At 73.5% G+C, this 22,382-nt stretch carries 22 protein-coding genes and 2 pseudogenes; 18 read left to right on the plus strand and 6 right to left on the minus strand.

Annotation, left to right across the window (positions count from 1 at the left end; translation table 11 throughout):
- Positions 1-8: 8 nt before the first annotated feature.
- The gene (locus OHA34_RS00605) at positions 9-1,259 is read right to left on the minus strand and encodes a sensor histidine kinase (protein WP_285943944.1); all 1,251 of its coding nucleotides are present in this window, start codon (positions 1,257-1,259) and stop codon (positions 9-11) included.
- Between the two features lie 157 nt (positions 1,260-1,416).
- Here OHA34_RS00605 and OHA34_RS38380 point away from each other — a divergent pair, with 157 nt between their 5' ends.
- The 7 genes and pseudogenes from OHA34_RS38380 (at position 1,417) to OHA34_RS00635 (ending at position 7,198) form a co-directional block, all read left to right on the plus strand.
- On the plus strand, positions 1,417-1,503 hold the full coding sequence (locus tag OHA34_RS38380; RefSeq protein WP_432763110.1) for a putative leader peptide: 87 nt from the start codon (positions 1,417-1,419) through the stop codon (positions 1,501-1,503).
- Between the two features lie 40 nt (positions 1,504-1,543).
- A complete protein-coding gene (locus OHA34_RS00610) occupies positions 1,544-2,053 on the plus strand; it encodes a cysteine dioxygenase (RefSeq protein ID WP_285943943.1) in 510 nt (169 codons plus the stop codon).
- Positions 2,050-2,253 (plus strand): annotated as a pseudogene (locus OHA34_RS00615) (LLM class flavin-dependent oxidoreductase); the annotation flags it as partial. The gene OHA34_RS00610 and the pseudogene OHA34_RS00615, both read left to right, overlap by 4 nt.
- A gap of 60 nt (positions 2,254-2,313) precedes the next feature.
- On the plus strand, positions 2,314-3,789 hold the full coding sequence (locus tag OHA34_RS00620; protein ID WP_285943942.1) for a sugar porter family MFS transporter: 1,476 nt from the start codon (positions 2,314-2,316) through the stop codon (positions 3,787-3,789).
- Positions 3,790-4,070: 281 nt separating this feature from the next.
- Positions 4,071-6,047: a threonine--tRNA ligase gene (gene thrS, locus OHA34_RS00625; RefSeq protein WP_285943941.1), complete on the plus strand. Its 1,977-nt coding sequence runs from the start codon at positions 4,071-4,073 to the stop codon at positions 6,045-6,047.
- Between the two features lie 223 nt (positions 6,048-6,270).
- Positions 6,271-6,510, plus strand: a complete 240-nt coding sequence (locus OHA34_RS00630) for a hypothetical protein (protein ID WP_329520382.1) — start codon at positions 6,271-6,273, stop codon at positions 6,508-6,510.
- 82 nt (positions 6,511-6,592) lie between these two features.
- Positions 6,593-7,198, plus strand: coding sequence for a hypothetical protein (locus OHA34_RS00635; RefSeq protein WP_329520383.1), 606 nt, complete (start codon positions 6,593-6,595; stop codon positions 7,196-7,198).
- A gap of 11 nt (positions 7,199-7,209) precedes the next feature.
- Here the strand turns inward: OHA34_RS00635 and OHA34_RS00640 are convergent, their stop codons facing one another.
- Entirely contained in the window at positions 7,210-7,869 is a 660-nt protein-coding gene (locus tag OHA34_RS00640) for an Asp23/Gls24 family envelope stress response protein (protein WP_329520384.1), read from the minus strand.
- 167 nt (positions 7,870-8,036) lie between these two features.
- On the opposite strand from OHA34_RS00640, the gene OHA34_RS00645 reads away from it, so the two are divergent.
- Together OHA34_RS00645 and OHA34_RS00650 are read left to right on the plus strand one after the other, a co-directional pair.
- A complete protein-coding gene (locus OHA34_RS00645) occupies positions 8,037-8,666 on the plus strand; it encodes an HIT family protein (protein WP_432763108.1) in 630 nt (209 codons plus the stop codon).
- A gap of 5 nt (positions 8,667-8,671) precedes the next feature.
- Entirely contained in the window at positions 8,672-9,079 is a 408-nt protein-coding gene (locus OHA34_RS00650; protein WP_329520385.1) for a thiol-disulfide oxidoreductase DCC family protein, read from the plus strand.
- Positions 9,080-9,122: 43 nt separating this feature from the next.
- On the opposite strand, the gene OHA34_RS00655 is transcribed toward OHA34_RS00650, so the two are convergent.
- The 4 genes from OHA34_RS00655 to OHA34_RS00670 form a co-directional block, all read right to left on the minus strand.
- Positions 9,123-10,184: a hypothetical protein gene (locus OHA34_RS00655; RefSeq protein WP_329520386.1), complete on the minus strand. Its 1,062-nt coding sequence runs from the start codon at positions 10,182-10,184 to the stop codon at positions 9,123-9,125.
- Positions 10,181-10,636, minus strand: a complete 456-nt coding sequence (locus OHA34_RS00660) for a hypothetical protein (RefSeq protein ID WP_285943932.1) — start codon at positions 10,634-10,636, stop codon at positions 10,181-10,183. The genes OHA34_RS00655 and OHA34_RS00660 overlap by 4 nt, the downstream gene beginning before the upstream one ends.
- 63 nt (positions 10,637-10,699) lie before the next feature.
- Positions 10,700-11,590 (minus strand): polysaccharide deacetylase family protein, encoded by an 891-nt coding sequence (locus OHA34_RS00665; RefSeq protein ID WP_329520387.1) that lies wholly within the window; start codon positions 11,588-11,590, stop codon positions 10,700-10,702.
- A gap of 206 nt (positions 11,591-11,796) precedes the next feature.
- Positions 11,797-13,962, minus strand: a complete 2,166-nt coding sequence (locus OHA34_RS00670; RefSeq protein ID WP_329520388.1) for an elongation factor G-like protein EF-G2 — start codon at positions 13,960-13,962, stop codon at positions 11,797-11,799.
- Between the two features lie 313 nt (positions 13,963-14,275).
- On the opposite strand from OHA34_RS00670, the pseudogene pgsA reads away from it, so the two are divergent.
- The 9 genes and pseudogenes from pgsA to OHA34_RS00715 all read left to right on the plus strand — a co-directional run.
- Positions 14,276-14,887, plus strand: a pseudogene (pgsA, locus tag OHA34_RS00675) (phosphatidylinositol phosphate synthase); the annotation flags it as partial.
- Positions 14,888-15,018: 131 nt separating this feature from the next.
- Positions 15,019-15,948 carry a phosphatidylinositol mannoside acyltransferase gene (locus OHA34_RS00680; RefSeq protein WP_285943925.1) on the plus strand — a complete coding sequence of 310 codons (930 nt, stop codon included), beginning with the start codon at positions 15,019-15,021 and terminating at the stop codon, positions 15,946-15,948.
- Positions 15,945-17,111, plus strand: coding sequence for a glycosyltransferase family 4 protein (locus OHA34_RS00685; RefSeq protein WP_329520390.1), 1,167 nt, complete (start codon positions 15,945-15,947; stop codon positions 17,109-17,111). The genes OHA34_RS00680 and OHA34_RS00685 overlap by 4 nt, the downstream gene beginning before the upstream one ends.
- 12 nt (positions 17,112-17,123) lie before the next feature.
- Complete coding sequence (locus OHA34_RS00690) at positions 17,124-17,660, plus strand: hypothetical protein (RefSeq protein WP_285943921.1); 537 nt, start codon at positions 17,124-17,126, stop codon at positions 17,658-17,660.
- A 165-nt stretch (positions 17,661-17,825) separates the two neighbouring features.
- On the plus strand, positions 17,826-18,863 hold the full coding sequence (locus tag OHA34_RS00695; RefSeq protein ID WP_329520391.1) for a DUF3048 domain-containing protein: 1,038 nt from the start codon (positions 17,826-17,828) through the stop codon (positions 18,861-18,863).
- A 159-nt stretch (positions 18,864-19,022) separates the two neighbouring features.
- Positions 19,023-19,964, plus strand: a complete 942-nt coding sequence (gene pdxS, locus OHA34_RS00700; protein WP_285943917.1) for a pyridoxal 5'-phosphate synthase lyase subunit PdxS — start codon at positions 19,023-19,025, stop codon at positions 19,962-19,964.
- Between the two features lie 188 nt (positions 19,965-20,152).
- A complete protein-coding gene (locus OHA34_RS00705; protein WP_285943916.1) occupies positions 20,153-20,767 on the plus strand; it encodes a DUF6928 family protein in 615 nt (204 codons plus the stop codon).
- Between the two features lie 164 nt (positions 20,768-20,931).
- Positions 20,932-21,552 carry a pyridoxal 5'-phosphate synthase glutaminase subunit PdxT gene (gene pdxT, locus OHA34_RS00710; protein WP_285943915.1) on the plus strand — a complete coding sequence of 207 codons (621 nt, stop codon included), beginning with the start codon at positions 20,932-20,934 and terminating at the stop codon, positions 21,550-21,552.
- A gap of 3 nt (positions 21,553-21,555) precedes the next feature.
- Positions 21,556-22,311, plus strand: a complete 756-nt coding sequence (locus OHA34_RS00715; RefSeq protein WP_285943913.1) for a YebC/PmpR family DNA-binding transcriptional regulator — start codon at positions 21,556-21,558, stop codon at positions 22,309-22,311.
- Positions 22,312-22,382 lie beyond the last annotated feature (71 nt).

Raw genomic sequence — 22,382 nt, forward strand, 5'->3', positions numbered from 1 at the left:
GGCGGGTCTCAGGCCGGGTCGCCGTAGGGCAGTTCGGCCACGACCGACCAGCCGGCCCCGTCGGCGGGGCCCGCGGTCAGGGTGCCGCCGAGCATGGTCACCCGCTCGCGCATGCCGACCAGCCCGTGCCCGCCGCCGTCCGACCGGCCGGGGGTGGTGCGGGCGCCGTCGTCGTCGACCGACACCCTCAGGCGCTTCGGCCCGTACCTGATCTCGACGCCCACCCGGGCGCCCGGCGCGTACCGGGAGGCGTTGCTCAGCGACTCCTGGACGATCCGGTAGGCCGACAGGTCCACCCCGGCGTTCAGCGGCCGGGGCAGCCCGACGACCGTGACCGTGACCGACAGGCCGGACCGGCGGGTCGCGCCGGCCAGTTCGTCCAGCCGGTCCAGTCCCGGCTGCGGCGCGCGCTCGGCGCCCTCGTCGTCGGCCCGGAGCAGGCCGACGACGCGGCGGGTCTCGGTGAGCGCCTCGCGGGCGGCGTCCCGGACGACCCCGAAGGTCTGCTTGGCGTCGTCCGGCAGGTCGGGGATCTTGTACGGCGCCGCCTCGGCCTGCATCGCGATCACCGACATGTGGTGGGCCACCACGTCGTGCAGCTCGCGGGCGATGCGGGCCCGCTCCTCCAGCACCGCCTGCCGGGCGAGGTCCTGCCGGTGCTGCTCGGCCCGGCGGCGCAGCTCCTCCTCCAGCGAGTAGCGCCCGCCGACGGCGTCGCCGAAGGTCAGCACCACGATGACGATGCCGGCCAGGATCATCGCGAACCAGCCCGGCATGCCGCGCAGCACCGCGGGGACCAGCGTCCCGGCGATGGTGACGGCCCCGACGCCGATGGTGGTCTCGCGGTCGCAGCCGACGCCGTTGAAGAACAGGATGACCACCAGCGCGAGGAACCCGGTCACCGGCCACGGCCAGAGGCCGCCGCTGTTGACCACCACCCCGGCCAGCAGCCCGGCCGCCGCGACCCGCCAGGCCTGGAGCGGCCAGCGGGCGGCGAACAGCAGCGGGCCCGCCTGCATGACGCCGAGCGGCCATGACAGCCCGGTGTTGACATGCTCGACATTGATCAGGATCGCGATGCTCCCGGCGGTGAAGCCGATCGTCATCCCGACCAGCGCGATCACGATCGGGACGCGCAGCAGGTTCCGGCCCGGCAGCATCGTGGCGACGGGGTCGCGGGGGCCCGGGACGGCGGCGGCCCACATGCCCCTGAGCAGGCGCGGGCGGCCGTGGTGTTCGAGCAGGTCTGGGTCGTTCATTTGACTGTGAGCCTAGGGTGCGCGAGGTCCCGGCCGCCTGACCCCCCGGAGGGAGATCCCATCCGCCCCCTGGGTATCAGCCCGGCCCGGCCGGTACCGGACACGATCACGGTATTTCCGATTGACTTAATAGGGATTTTGGTCCATCCTCGGGAGCGTGACGTTCCGTAATCCTCTGCACGAGCGCCGCCATGTCGATCTCCGCAGGCAGGCGAGCGCCCTGTGTCGGCGCCGGTCCCGCTGACGCGCACGACCGGATCCGGCACCCGCCATGAGGAGAACGCATGACCGTCACCGCCGACACCGGCCTGCCCGCCCAGGCCGGCCCGCCCGCCGACAGCGGCGCGGGCCGGGACGCCTTCGCGCCGCCGCGCCTCGCCGAACGGGCCGCCGAGCTCGCCGCCCGTCCGGGCGAGTGGCTGCACCGGGTCCGGTTGAGCCCGGAGGGCCGCTGGTACGAGCGGATCCACCAGGACGCCGACCACGAGATCTGGGTGATCAGCTGGCTGCCCGGCCAGTCGACCGGTTTCCACGACCACGGCGGCTCCGCCGGGGGCTTCGCGGTCGCGCTCGGCACGCTGGACGAGCACCGGGTGCACGCCGGGCGGCGGATCGCCGCGGGCGAGACGCGCTCGTTCGGCCCCGACTACGTCCACGACGTCCGCAACACCTCCGACGCCCCGGCGGTGAGCGTGCACGTCTACGCGCCGCCGCTCGGCGGCATGCGCCGCTTCGACGTGGATGCGAAGGGGGAACTGGTGGAGGTCACCGCCGAGTCGGCCGCCGACTGGTGAGCCGCGGCGGCGCGGGCACCGCGCTGGTCGGCAGCCACGCCGAGGTCGCCGACCGGATCGAGGAGTACGCCGCGCTCGGCGTCGAGGAGTTCGTCCTGTCCGGCTACCCGCACCTGGAGGAGGCGTACTGGTTCGCCGCGGGCGTGCTCCCCGAGCTGCGCCGCCGCGGCGCCCTGCCCCACCCGGGCACCACCGGCTGAACCCCGCCCGCGCACGGCGGCCCCCGCATAGGGCCGCCGGTTCCGGGAAGATCAAAAAGCATGACCACCGAGGGTGACGGCCCGGAACCGGGCGCGGCGCCGGGAGCCGCGCCGCCGGGCCGGCCCGGGCCCTCGCACGCCGCCGCCACCGCCGCGCTGCTCGCCGGCGCGGCGGCCCTGGGCGGCTTCCTGTTCGGCTACGACTCGTCGGTGATCAACGGGACGGTGGACGCGCTCCAGCACCGGTTCCACCTGGGCTCGGTCGCGGTCGGCTTCGTGGTGTCGGCGGCCCTGCTGGGCTGCGCGGTCGGCGCCTGGTTCGCCGGGCCGCTGGCCGACCGGATCGGCCGGGTCCGGGTGATGATGATCGCCTCGCTGCTGTTCGTGCTCAGCTCGCTCGGCTCGGCGCTGGCCTTCAGCGCCGTCGACCTGACCTTCTGGCGGGTGGTCGGCGGACTCGCCATCGGCGCCGCGTCGGTCATCGCGCCCGCCTACATCGCCGAGATCGCGCCCGCCGGGCTGCGCGGCCGGCTCGGCTCGCTCCAGCAGATGGCGATCGTCCTCGGCATCTTCGCCGCGCTGGTCGTCGACTACGTCATCGCCCGGGTCTCCGACGGCGGCGCGGGCGGCACCTTCCCCTGGGGCGGGTCCGCGTGGCGCTGGATGTTCGCCAGCGCGATCGTCCCGGCGGCGTTCTACGGTGTGATCGCCACGACCATCCCCGAGTCGCCGCGCTACCTGGTCAAGAAGAAGGAGCTCGGCCGCGCCCGCGAGGTGCTGGCCAAGGTGATGGGCCGCGGCGACGCGGAGGTCAAGCTCGGCGAGATCGTCAAGTCGATCGCCGTCGACCGCCCGGTGCATCTCCACGACCTGCGCGGGCCCCGGCTCGGCCTGCTGCCGATCGTGTGGACCGGCATCCTGCTGTCGGTGTTCCAGCAGTTCGTCGGGATCAACGTGATCTTCTACTACTCCTCCTCGCTGTGGCAGGCGGTCGGGTTCAGCGAGAACGACGCGATGCTCACCTCGGTGATCAACTCGGTGGTCAACGTGGTCTCCACACTGCTGGCCATCGCGCTGGTCGACCGGATCGGCCGCAGGCCGCTGCTGCTCGCCGGCGCCGCCGGGATGACCCTCACCCTGGGCCTGCTGACGGTCTGCTTCGCGACCGCGCCGATCGTGGACGGCAAGCCCTCGCTCGGCGGCGTCGCGGGCCCGGTCGCCCTCGTCGCCGCCAACGCCTACGTCTTCGCGTTCGCGGCGACCTGGGGCCCGGTGGTCTGGGTGATGCTCGGCGAGATGTTCAACAACTTCATCCGCGCGTCCGCGCTGGCCGTCGCCGCGGCGGCGCAGTGGATCGCCAACTGGATCATCACCACCACCTTTCCCGGCATCTCCGGGTTCTCCCTCGGCCTCGCCTACGGCATCTACACCCTCTTCGCCGCGCTGGCGCTCCTGTTCGTGTTCCGCGCCGTGCCCGAGACCAAGGGACGCGAGCTGGAGGACATGGACCGGATCGGGCTTCCGGGCCGTCGCTGACGGGCCCGGTGGGTTACCATGGACGGCATGCTGGCCGTACTGGAGACGACGACGCCGGGGTTCCCCCGGCGCCACGGCGGCATGACCTGAGACATGCGCGCGGTGAGGCCCCGGGAGCGATCCCGGGGCCTCACCGCTTTCCGGGGAGCTCGCGGGCCGCCGCCCGACCGACGGGAGCAGCCATGCGACCTGCCGCGTCCGGTGCCGACCCGGACTCGCTACCATCCGAATCGCTACCACCCGAACCCTTCGAATCCGCATCACCATCGCGAGGAGTACCCGTGTCCACCGTGTCTGAGCTGCGCATCACCCTCGACGGAAGCGAGCGAGTGGTGCCCGCCGGCTCGACCGCCGGAGAGGCCCTGGACGCCGACGGCCGCACCGTCGTCGCCGCGCGGGTCAACGGCGAGCTGCGCGACCTGGCCGGCCCGGTGGACGAGGGCGACGTCGTCGAGCCGGTCGAGATCGGCTCCGCCGACGGCCGCGCGATCATGCGGCACTCCGCCGCGCACGTGATGGCGCAGGCCGTGCAGGAGCTGTTCCCCGACGCCCGGCTCGGCATCGGGCCGCCGGTCGAGAACGGCTTCTACTACGACTTCGACGTCGCCGAGCCGTTCACCCCCGAGGACCTCAAGCGGGTCGAGAAGCGGATGCGCGAGATCGTCAAGCAGGGCCAGCGGTTCTCCCGCCGCCCCGTCTCCGACGAGGAGGCCCGCGCCGAGCTGGCCGCCGAGCCCTACAAGCTGGAGCTCATCGGCATCAAGGGCGCCGCGGGCTCCGACGACGGCGCCGACGTGGAGGTCGGCGCGGGTGAGCTGACCATCTACGACAACCTCGACGCCAAGTCCGGCGAGCTGTGCTGGAAGGACCTGTGCCGCGGGCCGCACCTGCCCACCACCCGCGTCATCCCGGCCTTCAAGCTGATGCGCTCCGGCGGCGCCTACTGGCGCGGCAGCGAGAAGAACCCGCAGCTCCAGCGCATCTACGGCACCGCCTGGGAGTCCCGCGACAAGCAGGACGAGTACCTGCGGATGCTGGAGGAGGCCGAGAAGCGCGACCACCGCAAGCTCGGCGCCGAGCTCGACCTGTTCTCCTTCCCGAGCGAGATCGGCAGCGGCCTGGCGGTCTTCCACCCCAAGGGCGGCGTCGTCCGCCGGGTGCTGGAGGACTACTCGCGCAAGCGGCACGAGGAGGAGGGGTACGAGTTCGTCAACACCCCGCACATCACCAAGAGCGAGCTGTTCGAGACCTCCGGCCACCTGCCCTGGTACGGCGAGGACATGTTCCCCTCCTTCGAGGTGGACGGCACCGACTACCGGCTCAAGCCGATGAACTGCCCGATGCACAACCTGATCTTCAAGGCGCGCGGGCGGTCCTACCGCGAGCTGCCACTCCGCCTGTTCGAGTTCGGCAGCGTCTACCGGTTCGAGAAGTCGGGCGTGGTGCACGGCCTCACCCGGGTCCGCGGGATGACCCAGGACGACGCGCACATCTACTGCTCCAAGGAGCAGATGGACGGCGAGATCAAGAGCCTGCTCACCTTCGTCCTGGGCCTGCTGGGCGACTACGGGCTGAACGAGTTCTACCTGGAGCTGTCCACCCGCGACGACTCCGACAAGTTCATCGGCGAGGAGGCCGACTGGGCCGAGGCGACCGAGGCGCTGCGCCAGGCCGCGACCGAGTCCGGGCTGGAGCTGGCCGACGACCCGGGCGGCGCGGCGTTCTACGGGCCGAAGATCTCCGTCCAGGCCCGGGACGCGATCGGCCGGACCTGGCAGCTGTCCACCATCCAGGTCGACCTCAACCAGCCCAAGCGGTTCGGGCTGGAGTACCAGGCCGCCGACGGCTCCCGGCAGCAGCCGGTGATGATCCACCGGGCGCTGTTCGGATCGATCGAGCGGTTCTTCGGGGTGCTGCTGGAGCACTACGCCGGGGCGATGCCGCCGTGGTTGTCGCCGGTGCAGGCGATCGGCGTCCCGATCGGCGACGCCCACGTCCCGCACCTGGAGAAGGTCGTGGCCCGGCTGCGCGCGCGCGGGATCCGGGCCGAGGTGGACACCTCCGCCGACCGGATGCAGAAGAAGATCCGCAACGCGCAGAAGCAGAAGATCCCCTACATGCTGCTCGCGGGCGACGACGACGTGGCCAAGGACGCCGTGTCGTTCCGCTACCGCAGCGGCGAGCAGAAGAACGGCGTCTCGATCGACGAGGCCGTCGACGAGATCGTCAAGGCGGTCGAGGCGCGCGTGCAGATCTGACCCGGCGCGACCCTCCGCGGCGCGACCCTCCGCGGCGCGGACCGCGCGCGATGAGGTCTCGCGGTGTGGCCGTCCCGCCTCCCGATCCCTCCCCTCCCGGGGGTGGGACGGGGGCGGGTCCGGTCCGGGCGGACCGCCGGAGTTTCACCGGTTCGCCGGGCGGGGCGGGCAGCGGTAGGGAAGACTCTCGCTTTGCCGAGTCCCTCCGAAGGGTCCCACCGTCATGGACGATCGCTACATCGAGGAAGTGGCCAGGCTCATCGCCAGGTCGGACGCCCGTGGCGCCCGGCCGTGCTCCGTCTGCGGAGGTCGCGAAGTGGTCAACGCGGCGGTTCCCCTCGATCCCGACACCATCGGGGTGGCCGCGATCGCGGTCGCCTACTGCCGCGACTGCGACGCCGGCGATCCGGTCGCCGCCGAGATGTTCGCCCGGCTCGACGAGGCGCTGCGGTCCGACGAGTGACCGCGCCGCCGGCCGGATCCGGTGCCGTCCCGGTCGTTGGTAGCCTCGTCGCGCACGTGCCACGACCGGGGAGACAGCGCAGATGAAGTCCACGCGATCGGCCCGGGGGCCCCGGTCGGTCTGGGGCCGGGTCGCCGGTTACGGGGCCGCCCTCCTGCTCGTGGGCGCGGCCATCGTGGTGTTGCTCGTCCCCATGTTGGAGAAGGGGCGCGGCGGTGGCGCCGGCGCGACCGGTGCCGCGGCCACTCCGGAGGGCGGGGCCGCGCCGGCGGCCGGCGTTCCCGGCGCGACGGGGCCGTCCATGGTGCCGTCCAACCCGGCGCCCCAGCAGAACCGCACCGGCCAGCCCTATCCCGGCGGCGGGCAGCAGCCCGGCGGCGGTCCCGCGATGCCGGGGCAGGGGGGCTCGGGCGGCGGCCTGTCGTCCTGCCCGTCCGGGACGGCCCTCTACCGGCAGGCCATCGGCGGGACCGAGGTCGTCGTCCGCGTGTCAGGCAGTGGGGCCGTGCGCGCCGAGATCACCGCGAGCGGCCACTCCGCCGCCCCGCAGCAGGCGACGGTCAGGGACGGCAAGCCGCACGTCTTCCGCTTCAAGGGCGTGCCCGCGCAGCAGGTCCAGCGGGTCAAGGTCACCACGGTCTCGGTCGGGGCGGCCATGCAGTCCTGCTACGCCCGCCCCGGGGCCTGAGCCGCCCCGCCTCAGGCCCGGACGTCCTCGACGGCCACGTTCACCGCGGCGACCCGCATCCCGAGCATCAGCCCGACCACCCGGGCCACGTTCGCCTTCACCGCCTCGGCCACCTCCATGATCACGCTGCCGTACTCCACCACCACGCCGAGCGTGATCGACACCTCGTGCTCCAGGAGCTGGATCCGCACCCCGGTGCCCTCCGGCGCCGCCGCGCCCACGGGCCCGCCCGCCTCGGGGCCGCGCCCCGCTCCGCCGCCGTGGCCGCTGCCGCCGCCCGGCGCGGTGCGTCCGTCGCGGCCGGTGAGCGCGACCACGCCGCGCGCCTCCAGGGCCGCCAGCGTGGCGATCTTCTCGATCACCGCGTCCTCGATGGTGATGCGGCCCCCCACTCCCGTCCCGCCCTCCGGCGGGAACTGCTCGGACGCGTGCTCGGACGGCGCGCCCGGGTGCTCGACGAACTCGCCCTCGGACGGCCGGCCGGCCGGGGCGGGCACCGGCGGCATCAGCAGGCCCGAGGGCAGCGCCGGACCCGGCGGCATCGAGGTGGCCGGCCCTGCCGGCGGCGGGGCCCCGCCCGGCCCGCCCGCGGGGCCGGGGAAGAAAGGCATGGACCTGGGCTCGGGCTGCGGCGGCTCGGTCCCGGTGTACGCCTTGTCGAGCTCGGGCATCGATCGGCTCCCCACGGGTCGGATCTTCGTGGACCATGGTGTCGGAGGGACGCGCCCGGTGTCCCGCGACCCTCCGATCCCGGGGCTCGCCGGGGATCCCGGCTTCAGGCCGTCCGGCATCTCTCTCTATGCTGCTGGTCAGGCCGTGAGCAAAGGAGAGCGCCGCCTTGAGCGTAGAGCCGGACGAGCCCGTGGTGCAGGAGGCGCGCGACGGCGCGCCCGAACCGGGCGCCGGGTCCGCCCGCGCCCCCCAGGTCGAGGAGGAACGGGGCGGCGCCGGCGTCCCCGATAACTTCCAGCGGCTGTGGACCCCGCACCGGATGGCCTACATCAAGGGCGAGAACAAGCCCACCGGCACCGGCGCGGGCGAGGGCTGCCCGTTCTGCGAGATCCCCGAGATGACCGACGAGGAGGGCCTCGTCCTGGCCCGGGGCCGCTCGGTGTTCGCGGTGCTCAACCTCTACCCCTACAACTCCGGCCACCTGATGGTCGTCCCGTACCGGCACGTCGCCGACTACACCGAGCTCGACGAGGACGAGTACGGCGAGCTGGCCGTGCTGACCCGCCGGTCGCTGACCGCGCTGCGCAAGGCCAGCGGCGCGCAGGGCTTCAACGTCGGGATGAACCTCGGCCAGGTCGCGGGCGCCGGCATCGCCGCGCACCTGCACCAGCACGTGGTGCCCCGGTGGGGCGGCGACACCAACTTCATGCCGGTCGTCGGGCACACCAAGGTGCTCCCGCAGCTCCTGCGCGACACCCGGCAGATCCTCGCCGACGCCTGGCCGCAGGACGGCTGAGGAGCATGGGACGACGAGAGCGGCCGGTGCTGGTCTACGACGGCGACTGCGGCTTCTGCACGTCGTCGGTCCGGTTCATGGAACGGCACGTCCCCACCTCGGCCGAGGCCGTCGCCTTCCAGTTCGCCGATCTGGACGCGCTGGGCACGACCGCGGAACGGGCCGGGCACGAGGTCCTGTGGATCGACCGGGCGGGCCGGGTGTCGGGCGGCGCCGAGGCGGTCGGGCGGCTGCTGACCGATGCCGGCGGGCCCTGGCGCCCGCTCGGCGTGATCATCCGGGTGGCCCCGGTGAGCTGGGCGGCGCGCGGCGTCTACCGGCTGATCGCCGACAACCGGCAGCGGATGCCCGGCGGCACCGCGGCCTGCATGCTCCCGGCCGCTCAGCGTCCGGGCCCCGCCGCGCGGGACTGACCGCCCGCGCGGAGCCGGCACCGAGGGGCGGGCACGCTCGGGGTCAGGACGGGAGCGGCTGCCGGTCGTCCGCGTGGTCCGGCGTCGCGCGGTCGCCAACCGCCGTCTCCTCGGGCACATGGGCCACCCGGTCCCGCACCCGCCGGGGCAGCCGGTCGGTGAGCCGCTCCAGCGGCAGGAACGCGGCCAGGAAGATCGCGTGCGGCAGGAAGTGGATGGTCATCAGCGCGTAGGTGACCACGTGGAACCCGGCGAAGAACAGCACGCCCAGGTAGAGCGGCCGGCCGCGCAGGAACAGCAGCGCGGGCGAGGAGAACTCGGCGAAGAAGGTGAACCACTGGCTCGCCTTCAGCATCAGCGGGAACTGGATCAGGCTCCGGCCGAACGCGGTGCCGCGGCGGCTCAGCGCCCACTGCACCGTGGCGCCGTTCGGCCACCCGGGGAAGCCGCCGACGCGGACCTTGGCCCATGCCGACAGGAAGTAGGCCGCGATCACCGAGACCTGGACGATGCGCGTCGACCAGCCCGCCGCCTCGCCGCCCGTCCGGTCGCCGAGCCCGGCGCGCCCGACGGAGGGCAGGACCAGCAGCGCGACGATCAGGGCCAGGTGGTCGTGGTCGACCTTGCCGTAGGACATGCTGATGGTGACCCACCACAGGTACCCGCCCGCCGCGATGTAGCCGGTCAGCCGGGGGAGCACCCGCCCGGTGGCGGCGACGAGCCCGGCGGCGATCGTGACGACCAGCACCGTGTACATGGCGGCCGGCGTGGGCGCGGGCAGGTGCAGCCAGCGCGCCAGCCGCACCGGCTGGTAGAGGTCGGCCGGCAGCCGCGCGTGCGCCAGCGAGCTGCTGGTCAGCAGCAGCATGTCGAACGGCAGGAACACGTAGGCGATGACCCGCAGCCAGGCGATCCGGGCCCGCGGAATCGGGCCGTACCACCAGCGTCCCCAGAAGGTGGCGGGCGGCGCCTGCTCCTGCCCCGCCGTGACCGCGGCGGTCTCCGGGGCCTCGGCGAGCCCGGCGGCCTCCGCGGACGCGGGCCCGGCGGTCTTCGCGGTCTCGTCCGCCGCGGGGTCGGCCGCGGGGTCCGGCGGGGGCGTCATCGGACGTTCCAGACGACGCGGTTCTGCTGGGTGGACGCCACGACCTTGCCGTGCTTCAAGGTTCTGACCTGTTTCACGATGTAGATCCTGGTCAACCGGGGCTGGTCGGGATGCAGCCTGCGCTGCCCGTCGGCGATGCCCTGGAGCAGGGACGGGTCGCGGGTGAGCCGGTCCATCTGCCCCTCGATCTCGGCCCGCTTCATGCCCGAGCCGACCGCGTCCATGGACAGCTTGACGTGCCTGCCCGCGGCGGTGTCGGCCTCCAGCCAGTGCGAGTGGATCTCGCCGCCGTCGTTCTTCACCGAGAACGCGAACTGCGTCATGGGCCCGAGGGGGAAGTCGTCGTCGGCGCCGTAGGCGCTGGTGTAGAACAGGCCGCCGATCATGGCCGCCGCGACGAGGGACCGCCAGAGCCGGGCGCGCCGGCTCAGGCGGGAGACCACCTGATGCATCAGGACAGCCTAAGCCCGACGGCGTCGCGCGCGTGTGACGGCCGGCGATCGTGGCCGGGGCGCTCAATGCCCGGATCCGCCGGGCTCGCCGGGGGCGCCGGGTCCGCCGGCCGCCGCCCGGAGCGGTCCGGGCGGGTTGTGCGTCCCGGTGGCGGCCCGGCGGAGCTGGGACACGGTCACGAACTCGAAGCCCCGCCGGCGCAGCCCGCGGATCATGGCCGGGAGCTGGCGGACGGCCTCCTCCCGGCTCGGCGCGCCGACGTCGTGGGCGAGCACGATCGTGCCCGGCCGGGCGTTGCCGACGACGGCGTCGACCATCTCGGCCGGCCGGTCGCCGAGCCTGCGGTCCTGCACCAGGAGCGACCACAGCACCAGGTCGTAGCCGTGCTCGGCGGCGACGTGCAGGGTGGTCCCGCCGAGCCGGCCCCAGGGCGGGCGCAGCAGCGTCGCCTCGGTGCCGGTGACCTCCTTGATCACGGTGTGCGTCCGGTGGATCGACCGGTAGGCGTCCCGGTGGCTCATCCGGGACAGGTCGTCGTGCTTCCAGGTGTGGTTGCCGATCTCGTGCCGGGCCAGCCGCCCGCGGACCAGCCCGGCGTTGCGCGCCAGCCGGCTGCCGAGGACGAAGAAGGTGCCGGGAACCCCCGCCTCGTCCAGCGCGTCCAGCGCCCGCGGGGTCCACCGCTCCATCGGGCCGTCGTCGAAGGTGAGGGCGATCAGCCGGCGTGTGGTGTCGACGGCCCAGACCACGTCCACCTGCCGGCCGGGCGGCTCCCACGACTCGACCGAGGCCGCGGACGCGGGGGTGGGCGGGTCGCGCTCCAGCCAGGCCTGCTCGGCCGCCATCCCGGCCGCGCCGCCGGCCAGCAGGCCGCCGGTGGCCAGGCCGATCCTCTTGATCACCTTGCGGCGTCCCGGACCCTCCGGCCCCGGCGCGTCCCCGATGGTCTCCAAATCAGCTTTCCCCCAGGCCGCCCGACTCTTTGTCAGAATTCCACCGACCAGGCTCGGGCACCATCGACCGCGGGGCCGATTCACCGTCCCTCTCAGGGATGAGCCGAGGCGCGACCTCGGGGGCATTTCGCCGTGCCGTGCCGTGCCGCGACGCCGCCCCGCGCGCGCGGGGCGGCGTCGCGGCACGGCGGCGCGGGCGGCGGGGGTCAGCCGGCCTTGGCCTCGGCGGCGAGCTTCTCCGCCAGGTGCGAGGGGAGCGGCTCGTAGCGCAGGAAGCCGCGGTTGAACGTGCCGGTGCCCTGCGACATCGAGCGCAGGTCGGTCGCGTACCGGACGATCTCCAGTTCCGGCACCTCCGCCTTGATCATGGTCCGGCCGCCCGGCACCGCCTCCGAGCCGAGTACCCGGCCGCGGCGCGAGGTGAGGTCGGACATCACCGGGCCCACGTACTCGTCGGCGATGAGCACGCCCAGTTCGTCCACCGGTTCCAGCAGCAGGATCGGGACCTCGGACGCCGCGTCCTTGAGGCCGAGCGCGCCCGCCGACTGGAAGGCCATGTCGGAGGAGTCGACCGAGTGGGCCTTGCCGTCGCGCAGGGTCACCCTGATGTCGACCAGCGGGTAGCCCGCGTGCACGCCGCGGTCCATCTGCGCCCGGACGCCCTTCTCGACCGAGGGGATGAACTGGCGCGGCACCACCCCGCCGACGATCTTGTCGACGAACTCGAAGCCGCCGCCGGACGGCAGCGGCTCCACGTCCACGTGGCAGATGCCGTACTGGCCGTGCCCGCCGCTCTGCTTGACGTGCCGCCCGAGGCCGCTGGCCTTGCCGCCGAACGTCTCGCGCAGCGGGATGCGCAGCTCGATCCGCTCGACCTCCACGCCGTACCGGGTGGCGAGCCGGTCGATCAGCACGTCGGCGTGCGCCTCGCCCATGCACCACAGCACGAGCTGGCGGGTCTCGGCATTGTTCTCCAGTCGCAGCGTCGGGTCCTCGGCGACCAGCCGGCCGAGGGCCTGGCCGAGTTTGTCCTCGTCGGCCTTGGACTGGGCCCGGATCGCCACCGGCAGCAGCGGGTCGGGCATCGACCAGGGCGCCATCACCACCGGCGCGCCGGGATCGGACAGGGTGTCGCCGGTCTCCGCGCGGACGAGCTTGGCCACGGCGCAGATGTCGCCGGCCCCGCACGAGGCGATGGTCCGCTGCGTCTTGCCGAGCGGGGAGGTGAGCGCGCCGACCCGCTCGTCCACGTCGTGGTCCTCGTGCCCGCGGTCCTCCAGGCCGTGACCGGAGACGTGCACGACGGTGTCGGGCCGCAGCGTTCCCGAGAACACCCGCACCAGCGAGATCCGGCCGACGTACGGGTCGGAGGTGGTCTTGACGATCTCGGCGACCAGCGGCCCCTCGGGGTCGCAGCCGATGGTGCCGGCCGGCCCCCCGTGCACCGGGGTCACCGGCGGGATGCCGTGCTCCAGCGGGGACGGGAACGCCCTGGTGACGACCTCCAGCAGCTCCAGCATCCCGATCACCGGGCCCGGGTGGCCGCGGTGCGGCACCGAGGTCGCCAGCACGGGGAAGAAGGTGCCGCGCGCCACCGCGGTCTCCAGGTCTGCGATGAGCGCCTCGACGTCGAGCTCCTCGCCGGCCAGGTACCGGTCCATGAGCGTCTCGTCCTCGCTCTCCTGGATGATCCCCTCGATCAGCGCGCCGCGCTGCTCGGCGATCCGGTCCAGGAACTCGGGGCCCGGCGCGCACTCGGCCCGCGTCCCGGACGAGTAGTCGAGGCGGCGCCGGGTGAGCAGCCCGATCAGGCCGCTGAGCCCGTCGCCGGAGCCCACCGGGAAGTAGCAGGGGAGCACGCCCGCGCCGAAGGCGTCCTGGCAGGCCGGCAGCACCGCGTCGAAGTCGCCGCGCTGCTGGTCGATCTTGGTGATGACGACCGCGCGGGGCATCCCGACCGCCGCGCACTCCTCCCAGAGCATCCGGGTGAGGCCGTCCACGCCGTCCACCGCCGAGATCACGAACAGCGCGGCGTCGGCGGCGCGGAGCCCGGCGCGCAGGTCGCCGACGAAGTCGGCGTACCCGGGGGTGTCGATGAGGTTGACCTTGACGCCGTCGTGCACGAACGGGGCCAGGGCCAGGTTGACCGAGCGCTGCTGGCGCACCTCCACCTCGTCGAAGTCGCTGACCGTGCCGCCGTCCTCGACCCGGCCGCGGCGCTGGATCGTGCCGGTCGCGGCGAGCAGCGCCTCGGCCAGCGTCGTCTTGCCCGCCCCCGAATGGCCGACCAGCGCGACGTTGCGCACCCTGTCGCACGAGCCGGCCTCCGGTGCCCTGCCAGGGCCTCCCGGGTGGCCTCCCTTGTCCGCCATGACTACCTCCTCGGACGGGCCTCCCCGCGGAGGCCCGCGTACGGCTGGGGCCCGACCCCGGTGGGGCCCGGCCCTGACGTCCGAGTGCGGCGCCCGGCCTGTGCGACGTGCGTGACCGACGTCACACCCGTGTCCCCACAGCCTTTCTCGTGCCGGCCCGTATCACAAGGGGTGGACGCCGAACGCGCGCCGTCTCGCGGCCCCGGCGGGGCGGACCGGCGGCATCGCCACCGGGCGCGGGCAGCCGCACTACGATGGGCGGGCCGTGCAGCCCGCGGGCCCTCTCACTCGACACCACAAGAAACGGACGGCGATGCTCAACAAACTGCGGCCCGCCCTGGGGCGGGTCCTGACCCCCATCGGCCGGGGGGTCGCGCGGACCGGGGTCTCGCCCAACGCCATCACCGTCGTCGGCACCGCCGGCGTGACGGCCGGCGCCCTCGGCTTCTTCCCCCGCGGGGAGTTCTTCTGGGGCACCATGGTGATCACCGCCTTCGTGCTGTTCGACATGCTGGACGGGGCGGTCGCCCGGGTCACCGGCAAGATCTCCAAGTTCGGCGCGTTCCTGGACTCCACGATGGACCGGGTCGCCGATGCGGCGATCTTCTCCGGGCTGATGATCGGGCTCTACCGGGACGGCCGGCAGACCCTCGCCGGCGTCGCGCTGTTCTGCCTGGTCGCCGGGGTCGTGGTGTCCTACGCCAAGGCCCGCGCCGAGGGCCTGGGCTACACCTGCAACGTCGGCATCGCCGAGCGCGCCGAGCGGCTGATCATCGCCCTGGTGGCCGCCGGCTTCGACGGGCTGGGCGTGCCCTACATCCTCGCGCTGGCGCTGTGGGTGCTGGCCGCCCTCAGCACCGTCACCGTGGGCCAGCGGTTCGCGACCGTCCGGGCCCAGGCGCTCGCCGACCCCGCACCCACGCCCCCCTCCGCGCCCCCCTCCGCGCCCGCGCCGCCGTCCACCGCCGCTCCCGCCTCCGGGCCGGGGCCGGAGGCCGCCGCAGAGCCGGGCCCCGAGCCCGTCCCCGAGCAGGAGTCGGAGCCGGAGCGGCGCGCGTGAGCGTGCGGCCGAGGGCCCCGCGTCCCGCCGAGGTGCGCGACGAGGTGATGGACGCCGCCTACGCCTTCGGGTGGACGGTGGTCCGCAAGATGCCCGAGCGCGCGGCCCGGGCGGCCTTCGCCGCCCTGGCTGACCGGACCTGGCAGCGGCACGGTCCCGGCGTGCGGCAACTCGAGCGCAACCTGTGCCGCGTCCTCGGCAAGGACGCCGTCGACGACGAGGTCCGCGTCCTCAGCAAGAAGGTGCTGCGCTCGTACTTCCGCTACTGGCTGGAGGTGTTCCGGCTCCCCGAGTACGACCGCGACCGGATCGTCGGCCGGATGCGGATCACCGGGCAGGAGAAGATCTTTGCCAACCTCGGCTCCGGCCGCGGCGTCGTCCTGGCGCTGCCGCACATGGGCAACTACGAGCACGCGGGCGCCTGGCTGGTGCACCAGGGGCACCCGTTCACCACGGTGGCCGAGCGGCTCAAACCCGAGTCCCTCTTCGACCGTTTCGTAGCATTCCGTGAGAGCCTGGGGATGGAGGTCCTGGCGCACAAGGGCGCCTCGGCGTACGGCCGGATGGCCCAGCGGCTGCGCGCCGGCGGCGCGGTCTGCCTGGTCGTCGACCGGGATCTCACCGACAGCGGGGTCGACGTGGAGTTCTTCGGCGCGACCGCGCGGATGCCGGCGGTGTCCGCCGCGCTGGCGGTCCAGACCGGCGCCGCGCTCATCCCGGTGACCCTCTGGTATGAGGGCGACGACTGGGGCGCGCGGGTGCACGAGGAGGTCCGGGTGCCCGGCACGGGCGGCAGACAGGAGAAGATCCAGGCCATGACGCAGGAGCTGGCGCGGGCCTTCGAGGAGGGCATCGCCGCGCACCCCGAGGACTGGCACATGCTCCAGCGGGTCTGGGTGGACGACCCGCCGGTGTCGCGCCGGTGAAGGTCGGCATCGTCTGCCCCTACACGTGGAACGTCCCGGGCGGCGTCCAGCAGCACATCGGCGACCTGGCCGAGGCGCTGATCGGGTTCGGCCACCAGGTCTCGGTGATCACCCCGGCCGACGACGACGCCCGGCTGCCGTCCTACGCGGTGTCGGCGGGCCGCGCCGTGCCGGTGCCCTACAACGGGTCGGTGGCCCGGCTGGCGTTCGGATTCCTGTCCTCGGCCCGGGTCCGGCGCTGGATCAACGACGGCGGGTTCGACGTGCTGCACGTGCACGAGCCCGCGGCGCCCTCGCTCGGCCTGCTGGCCTGCTGGGCGGCGGCCGGGCCGATCGTCGGCACCTTCCACGCCTCGTACCAGAAGTCGCGGGTGGTGTCGGTGACCGCGCCCATCCTGCAGAGCGCCCTGGAGAAGATCACCGGCCGGATCGCGGTGTCGGAGGCCGCCCGCAAGACCCTGGTCGAGCACCTGGGCGGCGACGCGGTGCTGATCCCCAACGGCGTCGACACCGAGCGGTACGCGATGGCCGAGCCGCTGCCGGGCTGGCCGGGCCGCGCCGCCGCGGGCGCGGCCCGCCCGGACGCCGGCGGCGCGCTCGGCTTCCTCGGCCGCATGGACGAGCCCCGCAAGGGCCTCCAGACGCTGCTGCGCGCGTTCGAGATCCTCGGCCGCGAGCGTCCGGGGCTGCGGCTGCTGCTGGCCGGGCCCGGCGACGCCGACGACGTGATCGCCCGGGTCCCGCCCGAGCTGCGCCCGCGGGTGGTGGTGCTCGGCATGGTGAGCGAGGCCGACAAGATCCGCGCCTACCACTCGGTGGACGTGTTCGTGGCGCCCAACCTCGGCGGCGAGAGCTTCGGGATCGTGCTGGCCGAGGCGATGTCGGCCGGCGCCCCGATCCTGGCCAGCGACATCGAGGCGTTCGACCGGGTGCTGCTCGGCGGGCGGGCCGGGGCGCTGTTCCCGGTCGGCGACGCCGCGGCGCTGGCCGCCGCGGCGGGCGCGCTGCTGGACGACCCGGCCCGGCGCAAGCGGCTCTCGGCCGAGGCGCGGGCGGCGGTCCGCGCCTACGACTGGTCGGCGGTGGCCCGCGACGTGGTCCGGGTGTACGAGACGGTCGCGGTCGACAGTGCCGTGGTCGTCGAGTCCGGGCTCGGGGCCTAGGGGGGCGGGCGGATGTTCCCAGACTGGATCATCGACGTGCTGTTCTGGGTCGCGGTCGCCTTCCTGGCCGCGGTCTACGTGTCGTGGCGGGCGACGCGGCTCGACCGGCTGCACGTGCGGGTGGAGACCGCCCGCGCGGCGCTGGACGCGGCGCTGGTGCGCCGGGCCGCGGCGGCGCTGGAGCTGGCCGCGTCCCGGCTGCTGGACCCGGCGACCAGCCTGGTGCTGGCGACCGCGGCGCACGAGGCCCGCACCGCCGACGCCGACAACCGGGAGTTCGCCGAGAGCGACCTGTCGCGGGCGCTGCGGGCGGTGGTCGACCAGCCGGAGTTCGCCAGCACGCTGGAGGCCAAGAGCGACGGCCAGGCGGTGCTGGAGGAGCTGTCGTCGGCGTCCGCCAAGGTCGCGTACGCGCGCCGGTTCTACAACGACGCGGTCGCCGCCGCCCGGATCGCGCGCCGCAAGCTGCTCATCCGGGTGCTGCCGCTCGCCGGGAGGGCGCCGCTGCCGGGCTTCTTCGAGATCGACGACGCGCCGCCGGGCATCTGACCGCTGTCCGGCCCCCCCGGCCCGGCCCGGCGGTGCGCCCCGCGCGCTCCGTCCCGGATCAGGCCGGACAGAAGTCGATTGATCCCCCTTCAGCCTTCAAACAGGGACAAAGCTCCGGCCCGGGTTCGCTACCCTCGGGCGGGTTGCTGACAGAAGGGGTACATCGTGCGCTTCGTCTGGGATCGATCCGTCCGGGGACGGATGGCCGCCGGACTCGGCGTCGCCGTCCTCGGTGGCGCCCTGGCGGCCTGCTCCGACGGCGGCGGACCCGGCAGGGCCGAGCCGCCGAGCGCCACCGGCGGCGACACCGGCACTCCCGCGCCCACCGCGCCCGCCACCCACCCGTTCACCGGCGGGAAGCGCGGGCTGCGCAACCCGGTGCTCGCCGTCAAGATCGAGAACACCCGCCCCGCGCTGCCGCAGAGCGGCGTGGGCTCCGCCGACATCGTCTACGTCGAGCAGGTCGAGGGCGGCGAGACCCGGCTGATGGCGGTGTACTCGTCCAAGCTGCCCAAGCGGGTCGGCCCCGTCCGCAGCGCCCGGATCTCCGACCTGCACATCCTGCCGCAGTTCGGCCGGCCGGCCTTCGCCTTCTCCGGCGTGCAGAGCAAGATGAAGAAGTACATCCGCAAGGCGCCGGTGTACGACATCTCGCAGGAGAGCGCGGGCTCGGCCTACTTCCGGGCCGGGCCGAAGCCGATCCCCTACAACCTCTACGCCGACCCCAAGAACCTGCTCAAGCAGGCGCCCAAGGCCGCCCCGCCGCGCGACATCGGCTTCACCTTCGGGCCCGCGCCCGAGGGCGGCAAGCCGACCAAGGGCTTCACCGCCAGGTGGCCCGCCACCACCATGGGGTTCACCTGGTCGGCCAAGCAGAGCCGCTGGCTGGCATCCTGGGGCGGGCAGCCCGACCGCGCCGCCGAGGGCGGCGTGCTGGGCGGCCGGACCGTGGTCGTCCAGTACGCCAAGACCACCCGGTCCAAGTTCCATGACTTCCTCGGCAGCTACACCCCGCTGATCCACACCACCGGTACGGGCCGCGCCACCGTGCTGCGCGACGGCAAGGCCTACAGCGCCAAGTGGTCGAGGCCCTCCGAGGACAAGGGCACCACCTTCACCACCCCGGACGGCAAGCCCATGCCCTTCGCCACGGGGCAGGTCTGGGTGCTGCTCGTCAACGACGGCAAGCCCTACACCCCCTGACCCCGCTGCCGCCCGCGGGCGGGGGCCGCCGTCAGGGGACCCGGCCGTCGCTGCGTAAGATCACCGGACCTGCCGCTGACGGTCTGCCGGGTCGAGGAGTGGGACGAGCAGGCAATATCATGGAAGGCGACTTGTCGTCCGTTTCATGTGAGGAATGCCGTGTCCACTTCCAGTCCCGCCGCCCAGCCGAATTCCGCAGAGCCTGCCGCGTCCGGCGCTCCCGCGACCGGGACCGCCCGCGTCAAGCGCGGAATGGCGGAGATGCTCAAGGGTGGCGTGATCATGGACGTCGTCACCCCCGACCAGGCCAAGATCGCCGAGGACGCCGGCGCGGTCGCCGTGATGGCGCTGGAGCGGGTTCCCGCCGACATCCGCGCCGACGGCGGCATTTCCAGGATGAGCGACCCCGACATGATCGACGGGATCATCGAGGCCGTCTCGATCCCGGTTATGGCCAAGGCGCGCATCGGCCACTTCGTCGAGGCCCAGGTCATCCAGGCGCTCGGCGTCGACTACATCGACGAGTCCGAGGTGCTGACCCCCGCCGACTACGAGAACCACATCGACAAGTGGGCCTTCACCGTGCCGTTCGTGTGCGGGGCGACCAACCTCGGCGAGGCGCTGCGCCGCATCACCGAGGGCGCGGCGATGATCCGCTCCAAGGGCGAGGCGGGCACCGGCGACGTCTCCAACGCCACCACGCACATGCGGCAGATCCGCGGTGAGATCCGGCGGCTCCAGTCGCTGCCCGAGGACGAGCTGTTCGTCGCCGCCAAGGAGCTCCAGGCCCCCTACGAGCTGGTCAAGGAGGTCGCGCGGGCGGGCAAGCTGCCGGTCGTGCTGTTCACCGCGGGCGGCATCGCCACCCCGGCCGACGCCGCGATGATGATGCAGCTCGGCGCCGAGGGCGTCTTCGTCGGCTCGGGCATCTTCAAGGCCGGCAACCCGGCCCAGCGCGCTGAGGCCATCGTCAAGGCCACCACCTTCCACGACGACCCCGACGTGATCGCCAACGTGTCGCGCGGGCTCGGCGAGGCCATGGTCGGCATCAACGTCGCCTCGCTCGGCGAAGACCAGAAGTTCGCCGGCCGCGGCTGGTGACCTCCGCCCGTCCCCACCGGTGAGATCGTCCAAGTGACGGCCGCCGGCGCGGTAACCGCCCGGTCATGTGACCGGGCGGTTACTTTGGGGGGCCTCTCCACAGCGCGCCCTGACAGGGTTTACTCTGGCCGCGCGGCGGTGGGAGCGTGGGCGCTCCCGGGCGGCGCCCGCCGCGGGAGGGGACGAGCATGGCTTGGTCGGTGGCGCTGGCCTGCGCGAGTGTGGGCGGTCCCGGTGAGGTGTTCCGGCCGGGACTGGAACCCGATCCGGCCGCCGCGACGGCCCTGGCCCGCGGACTTTACCCGGCGGCGACCCTCACCGAGACCGGCGACACCGTCCTCGACTTCGCGCTCTGGCCCTACGAGGACGAGCTGTTCGTCGGCGCGTTCGACCGGGCGCTGCTGCTGTGCGACCGGCGGCTGTTCCACCTCGACGACGACGCCCGCCGCATCGCCGACACCGCCGCGGGCGCGCTCCCGGGCGCGAGCTGCGGGGTGCTCGTCCTGCACAGCGTCCTGCCGGGCTGCTGGTTCCGCTGGTACGAGTCCGGCGAGCTGCGCCGCGAGGTGTTCGTGACCGCCGACGACGGCGTGGTGGTCGACCTGGGCGCCCGGCTGCCGGTCGAGCGGCCGTTCTGGCGGGCCATCGACGAGGGCACCGCCGACGTGCCCCTCCCGTTCGACCCCGAGGAGTTCGGGCTGGCGCTCGCCGAGGCGCACATGTTCGGCCGGGGCATCGCGCACCGGGGCGCCGACGGCTTCCTGCCGCTCGAACTCCCGCTGCGCCGCTTCAGGCACGGCTGACCCGTCCTCGGGCACCCGGCCCCTCCGCTCCGGACTCCGTTCCCGCAGGGCCGCCCCCGCAGCTCTGTCTCGGGCGCCCGCGCGGGAAGGCGTGCCGGTCCTGGAGCGTTGCAACCGACGTCTAGGCTTGTCAGGCCCCTGGCCCACTCCCGGAAGGTGTCCACGTGACCGCAGCTCCCCTGATCGGTGTCCTCGCCCTCCAAGGCGACGTGCTCGAGCACACGCGCGCGCTCGAGACCGCCGGGGCGCGCACCATGACGGTGCGCCGCCCCGAGGAGCTCGAACGCGTCGACGGGCTGGTGCTGCCCGGTGGCGAGTCCACCACCATGTGGAAGCTGGCCCGCACCTTCGACCTGCTGGACCCGCTGCGCAAGCGGGTCGAGGCGGGCCTGCCGGTGTACGGCTCGTGCGCCGGCATGATCATGCTCGCGGACCGGATCCGGGACGGCATCGAGGGCCAGGAGACCATCGGCGGCATCGACATGACCGTGCGGCGCAACGCGTTCGGCCGGCAGGTCGACTCCTTCGAGTCCGACGTCCTGCTGACCGGCATGGGGGACACGCCGTACCACGCCGTTTTCATCCGCGCACCCTGGGTCGAGACCGTCGGCACCGCCGTGGAGGTCCTCGGCCGCGCCGAGAGCGGCCGGAACGCCGGTAGGATCGTCGCCGTCCGGCAGGGCCGCCTCGTGGCGACCGCGTTCCATCCGGAGCTGACGGGCGACTACCGAGTGCACCACTACTTCGCCGATCTGGTGCGCCGGGCGACGGAGCAGGAGGATTGACAGATGTCCGGCCATTCCAAATGGGCGACGACCAAGCACAAGAAGGCTGCCCTCGATGCCAAGCGGGGCAAGCTCTTCGCCAAGCTGATCAAGAACGTCGAGGTCGCGGCGCGCACCGGCGGCGGCGACCCCGACGCCAATCCGACGCTGTACGACGCCATCTACAAGGCGAAGAAGAACTCGGTCCCCAACGACAACATCGAGCGTGCGCGCAAGCGCGGCGCCGGTGAGGAGGCCGGCGGCGCCGACTGGCAGAACATCACCTACGAGGGCTACGCCCCCGGTGGCGTCGCCGTGCTGGTCGAGTGCCTCACCGACAACCGCAACCGGGCCGCCTCCGAGGTGCGCGTCGCGCTGACCCGCAACGGCGGCTCGCTCGCCGACCCCGGATCGGTGTCCTACCTGTTCAACCGCAAGGGCGTCGTCATCGTGCCCAAGCAGGGCACCAGCGAGGACGACGTGATGATGGCGGTGCTGGACGCCGGCGCCGAAGAGGTCAACGAGCACGACGAGGACAACTTCGAGGTCGTCAGCGAGGCGGGCGACCTGGTCGCGGTCCGCACCGCCCTCCAGGAGCAGGGCATCGACTACGAGTCGGCCGAGAGCAAGTTCCTGCCGAGCGTCACCGTCCAGCTCGACGAGGACAGCGCCAGGAAGGTGTTCCGGCTCCTGGACGCGCTCGAGGACTCCGACGACGTCCAGGAGGTCTACGCCAACTTCGACGTGCCGGACGAGGTGCTCGCGGCGATCGACGCCTGACGCCCGCCGTCCCCGGACGCCGCCGTGCCCTCCGGGGCCGGCGGCGCCCTGGTTCCCGGACCCCGTCCCAC

The sequence above is a fragment of the Spirillospora sp. NBC_01491 genome (assembly GCF_036227065.1).
GTDB classification, from domain to species: domain Bacteria; phylum Actinomycetota; class Actinomycetes; order Streptosporangiales; family Streptosporangiaceae; genus Spirillospora; species Spirillospora xylanilytica.

Coding starts and splice junctions, on each gene's coding strand:
- OHA34_RS00605 (WP_285943944.1), bottom strand. CDS start 1,259: ATGAACGACCCAGACCTGCTCGAACACCACGGCCGCCCGCGCCTGCTC.
- OHA34_RS00610 (WP_285943943.1), top strand. CDS start 1,544: ATGACCGTCACCGCCGACACCGGCCTGCCCGCCCAGGCCGGCCCGCCC.
- OHA34_RS00620 (WP_285943942.1), top strand. CDS start 2,314: ATGACCACCGAGGGTGACGGCCCGGAACCGGGCGCGGCGCCGGGAGCC.
- OHA34_RS00630 (WP_329520382.1), top strand. CDS start 6,271: ATGGACGATCGCTACATCGAGGAAGTGGCCAGGCTCATCGCCAGGTCG.
- OHA34_RS00635 (WP_329520383.1), top strand. CDS start 6,593: ATGAAGTCCACGCGATCGGCCCGGGGGCCCCGGTCGGTCTGGGGCCGG.
- OHA34_RS00640 (WP_329520384.1), bottom strand. CDS start 7,869: ATGCCCGAGCTCGACAAGGCGTACACCGGGACCGAGCCGCCGCAGCCC.
- OHA34_RS00650 (WP_329520385.1), top strand. CDS start 8,672: ATGGGACGACGAGAGCGGCCGGTGCTGGTCTACGACGGCGACTGCGGC.
- OHA34_RS00655 (WP_329520386.1), bottom strand. CDS start 10,184: ATGACGCCCCCGCCGGACCCCGCGGCCGACCCCGCGGCGGACGAGACC.
- OHA34_RS00660 (WP_285943932.1), bottom strand. CDS start 10,636: ATGCATCAGGTGGTCTCCCGCCTGAGCCGGCGCGCCCGGCTCTGGCGG.
- OHA34_RS00670 (WP_329520388.1), bottom strand. CDS start 13,962: ATGGCGGACAAGGGAGGCCACCCGGGAGGCCCTGGCAGGGCACCGGAG.
- OHA34_RS00690 (WP_285943921.1), top strand. CDS start 17,124: ATGTTCCCAGACTGGATCATCGACGTGCTGTTCTGGGTCGCGGTCGCC.
- OHA34_RS00705 (WP_285943916.1), top strand. CDS start 20,153: ATGGCTTGGTCGGTGGCGCTGGCCTGCGCGAGTGTGGGCGGTCCCGGT.
- OHA34_RS00715 (WP_285943913.1), top strand. CDS start 21,556: ATGTCCGGCCATTCCAAATGGGCGACGACCAAGCACAAGAAGGCTGCC.